This window comes from Snodgrassella alvi (genome assembly GCF_040741455.2).
GTDB classification, from domain to species: Bacteria; Pseudomonadota; Gammaproteobacteria; order Burkholderiales; family Neisseriaceae; genus Snodgrassella; species Snodgrassella alvi_E.
Map to the genome: position 1 here is coordinate 1,435,501 of NZ_CP160328.2, position 15,734 is coordinate 1,451,234.

Below are 15,734 nucleotides of genomic sequence, written 5' to 3' on the forward strand. Positions count from 1 at the left end.
AAAACAAATGCAGGACAGTACCTATACTGTCCTGCATGTATACTGCCTAGGCTGATATCAGAAGCGATGCGTATACGAAACACCAGCGATATGTGCATGCGAACGGTAATCCGCCTCTCCACGCACATTACTCGACACGTGTGCCCCATCATCCTGCTGATTCATTCGCGTATGCTGGATATGCAGATAGGCATACGACACCGCCACCGTATCCTTTTTATTTACATCATATTTAGCACCGGCGCCAAACAGCCAGCGATTACCATCTGGAATAGTAGACAGGCGTGTAGACGAACTGCGTACCGGCGACTGATCATAATTCACACCAAAACGCCATTGCAGGCGTGGGGTTTGCTGATAGGAAGCCCCTACACCAACTGCATAGGTATCGCGCCAGTTGGTCGCAATATGCGTGGTATGCGAAGTGGCACCATGTACCGGATCAATCGCCTTATCATTTTCAAAATTGATATCCAGCTCATGCAGGCGTGAAGAGCGCGTCCAGCTCACATTACCAAATAGATTCCATTGTGGATTCACTTTCCACATCCCGTGCACCGATACCACTTCAGGCGTGGTAATTTGTACCTGCGCCCCTTCCAGCTCTTTAAAACCAAACTGCGCAAACAGAGGCGCATACTGTCTTGCATACTTTCCTACCGGCTGCCAGCGCGCTGTACCATGCAGATGCTGATTAATCTTTGAGCGATAGCTCACACCTACCCGCACATCATCATTCACATCCCATAGCCAGCCCGCATTGAAACCATAGCCCCAGTCATTACCTTTTACCGTAGCACGAGCATCAAATGCACCTGGCGCCCGCTGATGCAGCATCGCTGGAGGAATTCCAGACTGCGCACTGCCTACAGGCGTGAAATCAGCATATTTCTGGACTTCTGCATGGAGATACTGTGCGATCAGCCCCACACCCAGCGAATGCCGGTCATTGATTTTAAAAGCCACAGCCGGATTGATATCCAGCGCCTTCACATTGGTTTTATTCACGTTATAGCGCAACACCGAAGCGGAACTATCATTGGTTCTGGCCGCATACGGTATATAAACACCCAGCCCTACACCCCATCGTTCATTCAGCCGATGAGAAAAATACAGCTGCGGCACCAACTGAGCCGTATTGGCAATATTACCGTGTGCCGGACCACTGACAGCAGAACCATCCGAAAACGTTCCTCGCGCATTCTTATATTTAATATCCGGTTTAATCACAAACAGATTAGTATCAATCTGCGTACCCTCCACATGCACCAAGCCAGCCGGATTACTAACAATCGTCGTAGCATCGGCAGCTTCAGCCGCTGCCGCATTACCGGCTGCTACCGACGTCACCGACTGCAAACCTAAATGATATCCGGAAGCCAAAACTGGAGAACTTAAAACTGCGGCACTGATCACAACAGCGCTCATTTCAAACACAACTGGCAAACGTCTTGTCATTATGTCTTTTCTCAAAAAGCAGAAAATAAAAAAGACCTTTTCAAAAGGTCAAAATCAAAAATAAAAATTCGAGTGTTTATTCTAACCCAAAAAAACTTTCATTGCCGTTTACCGTCCTTACAATTATTCAGATAAATTAAATTGCTTATATCTGAATATAATTATTTTTTACCCCAAATGCATAATAAATCCCGCTTTTATTCAGAAACACAACTGAAAATCAATATCTTTCAGCATTATAAAATATCTATCTACCCTAATCACAAATGAATAAAAAATAACAGGCACCACCCATTCCATTGATAGAAAATATCAGAACGCCATATAATTGCTTTATTCAGCCTTCTATTGAAATATAGATGCTCCGCTTCATCCGCCGGCCTCTGGCTCTGTCTGGCAGCCGCTGTAGGCAAACCAACACTTACCGCGTACAGAATAAATATTTACTGGTCATGCATTCACGTATAAAACCTGCTTTGGTTGCACTGCTTCCACGGCTACGTACACCGCTTCTGCTTTTGCCCGACTTTGCAATCATTAAATATTTTTTATACATAACATCCAGCAAATAAGCGGCATCAATCAGCCATACTTTCTACCTCTTTGCATTCGTTGTTTATCCAGCTTGTAACAACATCTGCTGGTTTTCTCAGTAGAAACAACTGCCAGACAGCCATTTACAGCACCACACAGCAATGGTTACACTGTCGCATTATTATCTGTTCTCATGGTAAGACAACAATGTTTCAACGCTTGAAACGCACCTGGCCGTTAATGCTGCTCTGGCTGGATTTGATTTACAGTTTCATCCTGAATATTGGTGCCAGCGTCTCACTAGAACAAACACCTGTATCGGGCAACAGCTTACCCCTATCACCGGATATTGCCTTCAGCTGGCTACAGGTCATCGCCAACGGCGGCATGGTACTGACTCTTAGCTTCGCCTTCATCGTTCTGCTGCAACTTAACCGCGCCATGCAGCAGCATCAGTTCTGGCCGCTCACACCGGTCCGCATTGCCGCTTTACTGATTGTGCTCGCGTTTAGCCTGCCCGCATGGTGGCAATGGCTATGGGCAGGATGGGCACTGGCACACGGGCAAATGGTTGTAGAATGGCACAATTTGCGCTACCTCATCGTTTCCATTCTCTTGCTTTATCCTGCCTATCTTTGCCTGCGCTTAATGTGGATACGCAACCGGCAACATACCTGCAAGCCAGATTCTGGCCATATCATTAGTCCTGATCAAATGCCGCCATCAGCCTAAATTCCGGTTTCCGCCCGCCCCATTAACCAGTTCATAGGCCAATATAGGGTAAAATATGCGCCAGAAATTCAGCAGCGGATTTAAATTGCATGGACACACAATCCCTTACCACCCTGATTAACAGCATCACCCTGCCAGACAGCAACCGGACACTCGGCAGTGAACAAGCTGTCCGCAACATTATCATCGACAACGACGGCATCCACCTTGAGCTCGTTTTTCCCTATCCAGTGGCCCACCTCATTCACGAGCTGCAACAGCGCATCGATCACGCCATCACCGCCAAATTCGGCGACAAGCCCCTATTCGTAAAGGTACAGCTGGACATCGGCACACATAAAGTTCAGCCCGGCGTCCAAACCATCGCCGGCGTTAAAAACATCATTGCCGTCGCTTCCGGCAAAGGCGGCGTCGGCAAATCCACCACCAGTGCCAATCTGGCTGTAGCTTTAAGCCGCATGGGCGCACGCGTTGGCGTGCTTGATGCCGACATTTACGGTCCCAGCCAGCCAACCATGTTTGGCGTTGCCGGACAAGAACCGCGTCAGCATCAGGGTAAAATGATACCGATCATGGCTACGGGTGAGATTCAGGTAATGTCCGTCGGTTTTCTCGTCGATACCGATCAGGCCGTCATCTGGCGTGGCCCTATGGTCAGTCAGGCTTTACAGCAACTCCTGTTTCAAAGCCAATGGGATGATGTAGACTATCTAATTATTGACCTGCCGCCCGGTACCGGCGACATCCAGCTAACACTGGCACAGAAAATACCCGTAACCGGCGCCGTCGTCGTCACCACACCTCAGGATGTGGCCTTAATCGACGCTCGCAAAGCCGTCAACATGTTTCAGAAAGTTAACATTCCCATTTTCGGCGTACTCGAAAACATGTCCGTTCATATCTGCTCCCACTGCGGACATGCCGAACCCGTATTTGGACACAACGGCGGCAAGGAACTGGCACACAACCTCGGCGTTCCCCTGCTCGGCCAATTACCACTTACTTTATCCGTCCGCGAAGCCATGGATAACGGTCAGGCCTACGCACTAGCAGAGCAAAATCCGCAAATTGCTGCCCTGTACCAGCAGGCAGCATGGCAGCTGGTACAGGCATTGGCCGATCAGGGCAAAGACTATAGCCAGCGTTTTCCAAAAATCGTGGTCGAATAAACCGCAGAAAAAGATACTTTCACCAAACCATGCGATAATATTCACATTGATTTTGAACACACAGCCACTAATAAATCCTGCTTGCATCCGGCCATGCAGCAGACCAGCCCCTTAAACCAAACCATTGTTATCAGCAAAACAATGGCCATGCCATTTTATGAACACACCGTTTTGGCCTTTACTGGCCCTGCTTGCCGATGGTCTGGCGCATGAAGTACAGACACTGGCAAAAACCCTGAACTGCAAAATACCCCAGCTCAACGCAGCCTGGCAGGAAATGCCTGCCCATATCCAAAGTCTTCTGCGTCAGCGCAATGGCGTCTGGCAGCTTACCAAAACACTGGCATTGATACCCGAAAACACCTTCAATCACTGCGCGCGCCAGTACGGCTTTGAACCGCATCTGCTGGCTCAGACCACCTCCACCAACACCATTCTACTGGAACAGGTACGCCACGCCCCCATAGACAGCCCACCACAAATCTATCTGGCTTACGAACAAACAGCCGGACGCGGCCGTCAGGGCAAAGCATGGCAAAATCGCATTGGCGAATGCCTGATGTTTAGTTTGAGCTGGACATTCCAGCGCCCACAAGCCGAACTTGGCGGACTGGCACTTATCGTAGCAGTGGCCATCTCCCAGACCCTGCGCGAACTCGGCATCCCCGCTCAAATCAAATGGCCTAATGACCTGATGCTGGACAACAGCAAACTTGGCGGCATCCTGATTGAAACCGTCACTCATCAGCAACAAACCACCGCTGTTATCGGCATTGGCCTCAATTTCAGCATCCCCGATCAGGTTGGCACCGCCACAGCCATCCTGTCCCTGCTACCTCAGGCACAAGTCAGCCGAATTTTTCAGGGCATTCTTGCCAAACTGGTTCAATTCCTGCCCCGCTTCAATCAGCATGGGCTCAGCCCATTTCTGGCTGATTACAATCAATTACACCGCGATCAGGGACGGCTGGTACATCTGCTGACAGGCGGCTGCACCTTAGCCGAAGGCACTGTCAGCGGCATCGCTCCTTCCGGTGCTCTGTTGCTACAAACTGCCAACGGAGAACAAAGTTTCGTCAATGGCGAAATCAGCCTGCGCCCAGGTGCAGCAGCTACCGAAACCCAAAACGCCACCCAAAAACGCTGCCTGCTACTGGATGCAGGCAACAGCAAGCTCAAATGGGCATGGGTAGAAAATGGCTGCATACTCAGCTATGGCAAAGCCGCCTATTATGATCTGCAACCCCTTATACAAGACTGGGCCAGACAGGGCTGCGGCACAGAACGCATCATAGGCTGCGCGGTCTGTGGAGAAGCTCGCCAGCAGCAAATTGCCGCCATTCTGCCACAACCGGTACTGTGGCTGCCCTCCATGCCTGAAGCCCTCGGTATCTGCAATCATTACCGCAATCCTGCCGAACACGGTGCCGACCGTTGGTTTAATCTCATCGGCAGCCGGCGATACACCAGACAGGCATGTGTTGTGGTCAGCTGTGGCACAGCTGTCACAGTTGACGCTCTTACCGACACCAATCATTACCTCGGCGGCAGCATCCTGCCGGGATTTCATCTGATGAAAGAAGCATTATCCAGACGTACCGCCAACCTCAACCGCCCGCTCGGCAAAGCCTATGCTTTCGCCACCACCACCCCAAATGCTATGGCCAGTGGCATCATGGATGCCGTCTGCGGCGCCATCGTCCTCATGCATGAGCGCCTGCAACAGAAAATCGGCACTGGCAAACCAGTTGACATCATCATCACCGGCGGTGGAGCCAATAAAGTAGCACAGGCCTTACCCAATACATTTGTCTTAGACAACCGCATTGAAATTGTGGATAATTTAGTGCTTTACGGTTTACTCAACTGGGTTGAATACGCATGAAATGGCTGTTTGCAATCTTGGTAGCATTAAATATCATCGTTTTCGGCAGCATGATAGCCGGCAAACTGGTACACGGTATTTCAGCTTCTCCCGCTGCGTCCAGCGCCACCAGCGCAGCCACTGATACCATCGCACCGGCCAGCCCCGACATCAGCGTGCGCCGTGCTACCGATACAACAGCCGCTGCCGGCAGCGCTGTACCTGCTGCGAAAGCTGCCAGCAAGACCGAAACCACCACTGCCGGCAAACAGAAAAGCGACACGGCCGACAACTCCGACAAAACTATTGCTGCACCAGCCAGTACCTGTACCGCCACCGTTACCCTCCCCGAAGACGACTTTCACCGCATCAAAGGCTTGCTCAATCACTGGCCGTTTACCACCAGCCGCTTCATAGAACAAGTAAATGCACCGGCTCGAACCCGTACCACACCCGCACCCACCCGTTACATGGTAGCGCTTTCATCCAGTGGCGATAGCACCACTCGTGCCCGTCTTCAGGAGCAGGGCTTCGACTATGGCATCAATCAGGGCAGAGTCAGCTTAGGTGTATTCAACCGGAGGGAAGATGCGGAAGGATTGATGGCACGCGCCAAAATGCAAGGATTCAGTGATGCCTTCATTACCACTTTGGGTGGCAGTAGCGACAGCGATTCAGGCAACACCCCCACAAGCATAGCCAAAATGCGCGTTGTATTCAGCGGCGTAGACAACTCAGCCATGAACGACATCAACGCCATTACCGGCCGTTACGGCCGCATGCAGCGCAGCGGTAACTGTCACTAAGCCGGCACTATCCATTAGAGGCTTCATGAGCACCCGTGCCGTAATCCTGAAAAACATCTCTGCCAACCTCCTGCTGCAACTGATCACCGCACTGGGCGGCTTTATTCTGCCGCCCCTGATTGTCGTAACTTACGGCTCAGCCACCAACGGCATGCTCGCATCCGTTAAACAGTTCATCGCCTACCTCACCTTGCTGGAAGCTGGCATCGGAGCCGCCGCCATCGTCGCCCTGTATCAGGCGCTTACTGCCCATGACAATCAGCTACGCAACCGCATCCTTGCCGCAGCCCATCATTTTTACCGGATTTCCGGCAGCCTGTTTGCCGTCGCCCTAGTAGTACTGGCCACCCTGTTTGCATGGCTCACCCGCCATGAAATCAGCGCCAACCTGACCTTTTGCATCGTACTGGTCATGGGAGCCGTCAATATCCTTGATTTCTTCTTTTTCGGCAGCTATCGCGCCCTCCTCACCGCAGACCAGAAAACCTACATCATCTCCGGCATACAAGCAGTCAGCATTCTCGCCAACATCGCCGTCTGCTACTGGCTCATCCGCGCCGGTTACAGCATCCTGAGCGTACAGACAGCATCTACCCTGATACAAGCTGCAAAATTCCTCTTCTACCGCCGTTATGTCCGCCTTCATTACTCTGGTCTAAACCAGCACTACGACAAACACCATCCCTACCACCTGCAACAAACCTGGGACGCCCTCACCCATCAGCTCACCGGCCTGCTTATCTTCAGCTCGCCACTGGTGCTCATTTCACTTTTCCTGTCCCTAAAAGACGCCAGTATTTACGCCGTTTATGCCCTCATTTTCGGCGCCATCAAAATGGCATTGCAATCCTTGTCACAAGGCATGCAGGCCATATTCGGCCATAGCCTCAGCACCAATCCCGCACAGACCCGCCACAACTTCTGCCGCTACAATCGCCTCTTCATGTGCTTTCTCGGCTGGGTCTACACCTGCACTGGCCTACTGCTGGCACCGTTTATCCAGCTTTACACCCACAATATGACCGATGCCAATTACCACCAGCCCGTACTTGCCATCCTATTTCTATTTGTCGGCATCATCGAAAACAGCCGAATTCCAGCCATGACCATCATCATGGCCGCCGGCCGCTACAAAGCCACCAAACCACAAGCCCTGCTTGAAGCCGGTATCAACATCACCTGTTCCCTGTGTTTTATCCAGATATGGGGCAGCGCCGGCATCCTACTGGCCGCACTCATCTCATTTCTGTACCGTAGCACCGAAATGCTCCATTACAGCTGCCGCCATATCCTCTCCCTGTCTTTCAGACGTCCACTCATATTATGGCTGGTCATATTCATCACCATCGCCGTAGCCATCAGCATCGGCTGGCAGCCCATTAGCAACATCAGCGTGCACAACTATCTCGACTGGATTAAACTGAGCCTCATCACCGGCCTGATTGCAGCCTTACCTTTCAGCTTCCTCCTATTGCTCATTTACCGCCGGCCCGTCCAATGATACCCAAACTCATACACTACTGCTGGTTCGGTCCACAGCCATTACCCACCACCACCCAGCGCTATCTGCACAGCTGGCGCCAGTATCTGCCCGACTACAAGCTCCAGCTGTGGAACGAAAAAAACTTTGACTATCAGGCCAATCCCTACGCACGCGCCGCCTATGCGGCCGGCAAATACGCTTTCGTCGCCGACGTGTGCCGCATTCAGGCACTGTATCAGCAAGGTGGTATCTATCTGGATACCGACGTCCAAATGGTGGCCTCATTCGACCCCTTCCTGCATCACCACTGCTTCACCGGCTTCGAACAAGGCATGAATCCCTACACTCGCCAGCTCACCTGCAACCCGCAGGCCGGCGTAATGGGATGTGAGGCCGGCAGCGCCTTAATGCACGACATCTGGCAACAATACCAGCAGCTCGAATTCAACCCACAGCAGCTCATCACCATCAACCAAATATTCAAACAGCTATACCAGCAGCACGGCATCATCCTCAACAACCAGATGCAGGAAATTCCAGACTACGTCTGCGTCTATCCCAGCGACTACTTCATGGCCAAAAACGCCTATACCCATGAACTAAACCGCACCAGCAACACAGTCTGTATCCATCACTACGATGGCAGCTGGCTCAGCGACAGCAAACACACCGACCAAATCAAACGCCTTCTACTCAGCCTACTGCGCACCACCCTCGGCGCCAGCAACAGTCAAAAACTCATCGCCCTGCTCAAACGGAAACTTCGATGAACACCAGCTCAGACCATACCCCAATTGACTTCGTCCTGCCTTGGGTAGATGGCGGCGATCCCGCATGGCTGGCCGAAAAAAACCGCTGGCTGCCACAGCATCAGGGGCACAGCGACGCCGTCAGCAACAACCGCTATCAAGACTTCGGCACCTTGCGCTACGTTTTACGTTCCATCGAGCAAAACTGCCCGTGGTATCACAAAATCTATCTGATTACCGCCAACCAGCGCCCACACTGGCTACAAACCAACCACCCGAAAATCGAAATCGTCAGCCATCAGCAGCTTTTTATCAGACCCCAGAACCTGCCCGTATTCAACTCATCCGCCATCGAGATGAATCTGGTCAATCTCAAAGGCCTGAGCGAGCACTTCGTCTACCTCAATGACGATACTGTCATCCTTCGTCCCACCCCGCGCGAGCGCCTATTTCAGCATGGCCTGCCCGTCGACTTCCTTTGCCATGGCTGGCTCAAGCGCGGAACCCTTTTCAGCCGTCTGCGTGGCCAAAACAGCTGGGTAGATGCCCTCAACAACAACATCCGCCTCATCAACCGTCAATTTCAGCCAGCCAGCCTCAGCAAACCACAGCTTTTCGCCAGCAGCTACAGTCTGCGTGAAAAAATTAGCAACATCCTGCTCAAATATTTTTATCGTCATTACTTCTGGTTTGCCCACTGGCATCTACCCCAGCCCTATACCCGCCATACTCTGCAAGAAGTCTACCAGCACTTCGCCCCCGAAATTCTGGCCAGCACGGCCAACCGCTTCCGTGCTCCTAACGACCTCACTATCTACCTCAACCGTTACTGGCAACTGGCCAGCGGTGCTTTCATCCCGCACAAATATAACGATGGGTACGTACGCAACATCAGCAATCTTGCCGACCTTAGCCATGCCATCGACCACTTGAATCAGCATCCCGAAATCCGCTTCGTCTGCCTCAACGACACCTGCACCAGCCCAAACAGCAACGAAGTAGCTCAGCTTATCCACGCGCAGCACACCTTCTACCAGCACTACCTCCCCAACCCAGCCTCATTCGAACTGAACAATAGCCAGACCCTGCTGTAACAGACACAAATGTAAAAAAATCAATACCAATCCTTGATTTTTCAGCACAACCCCACAGCACCCAGCAGGCAGCAGTCACCAGACAACATTGTTGCGATATAATAAACAAATCTTGACAAACCACCGGCATACCTGCCACTGCTGCCAAGCCAATGAATACGCAACCCTTTTCCGTTTTGCTCTCACTGTATGCACAGGAACAGCCACACTGGCTCAGTGCCTGTTTTGACAGCCTGTGCACGCAGAGCATACAGGCAGAAGAAATCATCGTCGTACTCGACGGCCTCATCGGCAGCAACCTGCAAGAGATACTTAGCCAATACCAAACCCGCCTGCCCCTGCACATCATCCGGCTGCCTCAGCATGTTGGCCTTGGCCATGCCCTCAATGCCGGCCTCGAACACTGCCGGCATGAATGGATTATGCGCATGGATACGGACGACATCTGTGCACCCGAGCGCTTTGCCCGCCAGTGGGCGTACATACAACAGCACCCCGATATTGCCTTCTTCAGCGGCCAGATAGCAGAATTCAATACCACCCCTGAACACACCAGCACCGTGCGGCAGGTACCCCTTAGCAACAATGCCATCAGACACTATGCCCAATGGCGAAACCCCATTAACCACATGGCTGTTGCCTACCGCAAAAGCGCCGTACTTGCCGTAGGCGGCTACCAGCACCACCAATGGATGGAAGACTACAACCTGTGGCTACGCTTGCTTGCCGCCGGCTATCAGGCTGCCAACCTACCCGAAATCCTCGTTTACGCCCGTGCTGGCCACAACATGCATGCACGCCGGCGCGGACTGAGCTACCTCAGCAGCGAATGGCAACTGCTGCGCCTTAAACGCCGCCTCCGCAGCCAGCCCCTGCTGCCAGCACTCAGCTGTTTTGCCCTGCGCGGCAGTAGCCGCCTATTGCCTACCAGCATGCTCACCCACCTCTACCAACATTTGCGCCTGAATAAATAAACCCACTATCATGCGAAGTTTACTGTCCTATAAAAGCCGCCTCTTTTTCGGTTCCTTGCTGGTCATGCTACTCCCTCTGGCCATCATGGAGCCCATCAAAGGCTTCTCACAAGGCCGAGCCGCCTTCATCACCAGCATCATCCTTGCCGGCATCGCCCACCTACTCAACACAAAATCTCTGTCTGTATTCAGCAACTTTCCCGGCCGCAAATCCGCCGTTATCGCCCTGCCACATACTTTCTTCTGGTTTTTCGGCATGTGGATGGCAGCCAAATTCTTCAACCTGCCTTACACCGTATGGTTCCTATTCATGGCCGGCTGCCTATCCCTCTTCCTGTGCATCGCCTACATCTACTACCGCAACAAATTTATCACCACCTATGCCTATTTACCCTACGGCCGTGCCATTAACGCAGATCAGCTACCCAACGTTAATTGGATCAAACTCACCAGCCCAGATCTCCCCGTAGCCACAAATATCAACGGCATCGTAGCTGACTTGCACGAACCCGAGCTTGACCACCATTGGCAAAAATTTCTCGCCAGCCAGACCCTCGCCGGCATGCCCGTATACAATATTCGTCAAGTAGAAGAATTCCTTACCGGCCGCGTTAAAATTCATCATCTGTACGAAAACGACCTAGGCTCACTCCTACCCTCACCAACCTATGTACTGATAAAACGCTTAGCCGATATCCTTCTTATTCTTCTGTCTTGTCCCATTACCTTACCAGTAATGCTTGTCACAGCCATCGCCATCAAACTTGAAAGCCCCGGTAGCGTTCTCTTTCGGCAAAACCGTGTCGGCCGCGGCGGCCATGAATTCTGTATATACAAATTCCGCAGCATGTGCAGCGATTCCGAAAAAAATGGTGCCCAGATGGCACAACTAGGCGATAGCCGCGTTACCCGCATCGGCCATATCATCCGCAAAACCCGCATCGACGAATTGCCCCAGTTCTGGAACATTCTCAAAGGCGACATGAGCCTCATTGGCCCCCGTCCCGAACAAAAAATATTTGTCGACCGGTTTATTCAAGAAATTCCCTTTTACGACTACCGCCACATCGTCAAACCTGGCATCTCCGGCTGGGCTCAGGTCACACAGGGCTATGCCGCCGACACTGAACAAACCCAAATAAAAATCGAGCATGATTTTTACTACATTAAGCACTTTTCCTTTTCCCTCGACATCCTTATCTTCTTTAAAACCCTCAAAACCATGCTCACAGGCTTCGGAGCACGCTGATCAAACAAAATATAAAAATGCTATCCATCAACTTTATAATCTAGATAATCAAAATTAAGAAAATTAATTTTTATCACCAGAAGGAAACAAAAAATGTTTAAACCTAATAGCGTTATTGTTTATGTCAAAGATGTCGATACTAGTACAGAATTTTACACAAAAATACTAGGGCGTCCTCCTATCAAAACTTATCCTGGCTTCGCTGTATTTTTATTGAATGATAATTTTATTTTAGGGCTACAAGAGGCTGATAAAATAACGCCAAAGGCACCTAATCATTACGGTGGTTTTGAGTTGTCATTTAATGATGTAACAAAAAATGATGTAGATGAAATTTATTCGACATGGAAGAAATTAAACGTCAAAATTGAACTTGAACCACAAATGCTCGATTTCGGATACACATTTGTAGGAAATGATCCAGATGGTCATCGACTTCGTGTTTGTGCTACCGACACTTCAAAGTTTGAATAAAAATTATCTTAAGAAATTAAAACAATGGGGAATTCATTATGTAGCCATTATTTATGATAAATTCATTTGATTAAAAAAGTATAGTTGATTACGGGAGCATCTCGTGGCTTAGGTTTCGCTTGGCAAAATCTGCTCCGGCTCAAGGTGATTTGGTAATTGGTGTTGCAAAAAATATTAATAATTTAGATGTACTAAAACAAGAATATTCCTCAAATTTCATTTCAGTCAGAAGGGTGTTATTAGTGAAGTATCAAGTAAAAGAAGGCATTAAATTATATAAAAGAATCGAAGTAGTAAATTGGTAGCATTCCAGCTCAGAAGTAAAATAGTGCAATTTGTTTGCAAACAGGCATAATTCAACAGACCAAAAACAAATTAAATACAAAAAACATAAAAATAAAGCTAAAACCTATTTTTATATAATGATCCGTATAATCAATTGATACATAAAATCATATAATTACACAATTATCAATTTTTGATTGCTTGTATAGTATTAATTTTAAAATAAAATACCAAATATCGAGTACTGAACCAGAAAAAATAGAATTTTTTTATTAAAAATAATAATATACAAAAATTATTAAAAAATTTAGCAATTAAATTAAAACAAATTTATTTTGGAGAAATTATGTATGACATAGCTATAGTTGGATTTGGGGCGACTGGAGTTAGTTTAATCAAGCAGATACAAGATGAAATATATTCTCTTAATCTAGATAAACCTAAAATTGCTATAATGAACCCTTTAAATAGCTTTGCCACAGGCCACGCTTTTGGCGATGCTGACAGTATTCATAAAGTTAACACCATTCCTCATTTATTGCCAGTTTCATCCTATGAACCTGACAGCTTTTATCACTGGTTGAAAAAAAATAAAATTATTACAGATAACTACCCAGCCAGACTACAATTTTCTCGGTTTCTATCCCAGCTTTATCATCAAATAAATTCCGCTGATACACTTCACATTACAGAATTTCATAGCTCAGCTACCTCCATAGCCAAAGCAAAAGATAAATTTGTTATTGAAGATAGCAACCATCAAATTATACATTCAAAAACAGTCGTAATGTGCCTAGGTGCCAAATCTTCAGATAATTTTCCACAATTTTCTACCCAAAAAGGATTTATCCGTCATTTTAAAGAATATGACGATACTGACGGTAAAATCCTGATTGCTGGCAGTAGCCTAACAGCAATAGATGCTTTTAGATATGCTTATAGTAAGGGAAATCAAGATATTAACTTATTTTCAAGAAAAGGTTATTTACCTACCTGCATAAGCAGCAGCAACCAATATCACCCTGTATATTTAACTTGGCAAAATATCATAATAAACAGTAAAAAATCTGGAGATATACTGAACACATTCATACATCTACTGAATAAAGAGATGGGTCAATTAAAAGTAGTAGGAGAATTCAGACAAGCCATGAATCTTTTACAAAAGGGGAAACATCAAGACTATTTTGAATTTTTACTGCAACGTGCCCAAGAAGCGAATCTTCCTTGTCAGGATATACTGGTTAGCACAAGACCCTATATGCATAAAATCTGGGCTTTGATGAATATCAAACAAAAACAGAAATTTATAAACACTTTAGGATCAATTTGGGCAGCATGGCGCCATCCTGTTCCACAAAAGGTATTCGAAGAAATACATGAAGCTATCATAAATAACAGATTAAAATTTCATAAACTGATATCCGCTCCTACATTTAAAAAAAATAAATATATAATTTCAACGAAAAAAGGCACAATCAGCTCAGGAACATTCTGGGATGCTACTGGTGGCGGAAATAATCTTACTCTTATGAAAGATAGCTTATTAAGCTCTCTCAAAGAAAAAAATCTTATTGAACCTTGTCAAAGTGGTGGCATCAACATAAATGTCTCTACTATGGAATGCATCGTTAACAATCAAGCCGTAAAGGGGCTATATAATCTAGGCCCATTAAATAAAGGATGTTTGTTTTCAACTAACGCCTATTGGTTTAATACCCAATGTGCGAATATTGTAGCGAAAAATATAATTCGACAGCTTTCATTAGCGGAACAAAAGGAAAACATATGAACTTTTTCCTACCACTAATTTACTTGCTATGTGGTTTGATCGCAGGGAAAACAAGCTTTGATTTCAAACCACTACTTTCAAAGCTACTGACCAAATTCATTATCCCTATTGTCATCATCTATAATATAGCCACTAACTTTAGCAGTATGAGTGTCGTGCTCGTTACCACTATCATAGTGATGACTTTGATGCTATTGCTAGGAAAAATAATTAAAATCAACCCTGTTGATAATCTATGCTTCACTTACCTAAATATTGGCTGGCTGGGTCTACCCATAGCCGCCTCCCTTTTCGGTAATCAGGCCGCCACTATTTTTATTTCTGCCTATATCGGCAGTTCCATTATTGGCAACTCACTTGGTGCATGGCTACTTACAGGTATCAGATTTAATATACGCAAACTAATTCAAATGCCTCCTGTAATTGCGCTAATAATTGGAATAATTCTTTTACCATATAGCAGACAGATTGATTTAGAATTCAAGTTTATCTATAACATAGCTAAATTTTTAATGAGTTTTTTGGGTATGGCTGTACTTGGCATGTGGTTAGCCAAAGCCAAAATTACCTTAAAAGATCTGCGTACCACTCTTTTTTTATTCCTAAAAAAAGTCGCCGGTTATTGTGGAATCATAACCATCTTGCTGGCCTTTGCTCATCTATTCAAACAAAATGTTATTTTGCAAAACAGTCTAGCACTTTATTTGTTTTGCTTACTTCCCCCTGCGGCAAATATCATTGTATTAGAAACTCATTATTTAGGCACCGGCCGCTCAGTTAAGCCCATCTCCTGTGGAACCTGTATTAGTGTCATAGCCATTAGCATTTATTCTTTATGCATAATAATCATTAAACATATTACCTAATCAACTAAAGCAACCAACAGCTATCTGCGTATGGATCTGAACTTTAAAAGCCTAATAATGATATATTAATAATTAACTTGCTTATTTAATTTTCTTGTATCTTTCACGTATCCCTTTAACACAATCAGGCTATAATTAAAAGTTACTTATACATGAATTGAGGATTTATGTATAAGCATTATTGGATAAGTTGTATCTCTTTAAT

14 protein-coding genes are annotated in these 15,734 nt (G+C 47.4%); 13 read left to right on the forward strand and 1 reads right to left on the reverse strand.

The features are described 5' to 3' along the window. Positions 1–57: 57 nt before the first annotated feature. A complete protein-coding gene (locus tag ABU615_RS06560) occupies positions 58–1,458 on the reverse strand; it encodes an OmpP1/FadL family transporter (RefSeq protein ID WP_370388716.1) in 1,401 nt (466 codons plus the stop codon). A gap of 741 nt (positions 1,459–2,199) precedes the next feature. Here ABU615_RS06560 and ABU615_RS06565 point away from each other — a divergent pair. From ABU615_RS06565 to ABU615_RS06625, 13 genes are all read left to right on the forward strand, one after another. Further along, entirely contained in the window at positions 2,200–2,724 is a 525-nt protein-coding gene (locus tag ABU615_RS06565) for a hypothetical protein (RefSeq protein WP_267390923.1), read from the forward strand. Positions 2,725–2,813: 89 nt separating this feature from the next. Next, positions 2,814–3,893 (forward strand): iron-sulfur cluster carrier protein ApbC, encoded by a 1,080-nt coding sequence (gene apbC, locus ABU615_RS06570; RefSeq protein ID WP_267390924.1) that lies wholly within the window; start codon positions 2,814–2,816, stop codon positions 3,891–3,893. Positions 3,894–4,050: 157 nt separating this feature from the next. Beyond that, on the forward strand, positions 4,051–5,778 hold the full coding sequence (locus ABU615_RS06575) for a biotin--[acetyl-CoA-carboxylase] ligase (RefSeq protein ID WP_370388717.1): 1,728 nt from the start codon (positions 4,051–4,053) through the stop codon (positions 5,776–5,778). Continuing rightward, positions 5,775–6,563 (forward strand): hypothetical protein, encoded by a 789-nt coding sequence (locus tag ABU615_RS06580; RefSeq protein WP_367427716.1) that lies wholly within the window; start codon positions 5,775–5,777, stop codon positions 6,561–6,563. The genes ABU615_RS06575 and ABU615_RS06580 overlap by 4 nt, the downstream gene beginning before the upstream one ends. 25 nt (positions 6,564–6,588) lie before the next feature. Next, positions 6,589–8,064 carry a lipopolysaccharide biosynthesis protein gene (locus ABU615_RS06585; protein ID WP_370388718.1) on the forward strand — a complete coding sequence of 492 codons (1,476 nt, stop codon included), beginning with the start codon at positions 6,589–6,591 and terminating at the stop codon, positions 8,062–8,064. Further along, positions 8,061–8,816: a glycosyltransferase family 32 protein gene (locus ABU615_RS06590; RefSeq protein WP_100141070.1), complete on the forward strand. Its 756-nt coding sequence runs from the start codon at positions 8,061–8,063 to the stop codon at positions 8,814–8,816. The genes ABU615_RS06585 and ABU615_RS06590 overlap by 4 nt, the downstream gene beginning before the upstream one ends. Continuing rightward, the gene (locus ABU615_RS06595) at positions 8,813–9,889 is read left to right on the forward strand and encodes a stealth family protein (RefSeq protein WP_370388719.1); all 1,077 of its coding nucleotides are present in this window, start codon (positions 8,813–8,815) and stop codon (positions 9,887–9,889) included. The genes ABU615_RS06590 and ABU615_RS06595 overlap by 4 nt, the downstream gene beginning before the upstream one ends. A 152-nt stretch (positions 9,890–10,041) precedes the next feature. Then, on the forward strand, positions 10,042–10,863 hold the full coding sequence (locus ABU615_RS06600; protein ID WP_370388720.1) for a glycosyltransferase: 822 nt from the start codon (positions 10,042–10,044) through the stop codon (positions 10,861–10,863). A 10-nt stretch (positions 10,864–10,873) separates the two neighbouring features. Then, positions 10,874–12,112 carry an exopolysaccharide biosynthesis polyprenyl glycosylphosphotransferase gene (locus tag ABU615_RS06605; protein ID WP_100141067.1) on the forward strand — a complete coding sequence of 413 codons (1,239 nt, stop codon included), beginning with the start codon at positions 10,874–10,876 and terminating at the stop codon, positions 12,110–12,112. A gap of 93 nt (positions 12,113–12,205) precedes the next feature. After that, positions 12,206–12,586 (forward strand): VOC family protein, encoded by a 381-nt coding sequence (locus tag ABU615_RS06610; protein ID WP_267403961.1) that lies wholly within the window; start codon positions 12,206–12,208, stop codon positions 12,584–12,586. 119 nt (positions 12,587–12,705) lie between these two features. Further along, positions 12,706–12,891: a hypothetical protein gene (locus ABU615_RS06615; RefSeq protein ID WP_267403959.1), complete on the forward strand. Its 186-nt coding sequence runs from the start codon at positions 12,706–12,708 to the stop codon at positions 12,889–12,891. A 326-nt stretch (positions 12,892–13,217) separates the two neighbouring features. After that, entirely contained in the window at positions 13,218–14,663 is a 1,446-nt protein-coding gene (locus tag ABU615_RS06620; protein WP_370388721.1) for an FAD/NAD(P)-binding protein, read from the forward strand. Beyond that, a complete protein-coding gene (locus tag ABU615_RS06625) occupies positions 14,660–15,529 on the forward strand; it encodes a permease (protein WP_370388722.1) in 870 nt (289 codons plus the stop codon). The genes ABU615_RS06620 and ABU615_RS06625 overlap by 4 nt, the downstream gene beginning before the upstream one ends. Positions 15,530–15,734: the final 205 nt, after the last annotated feature.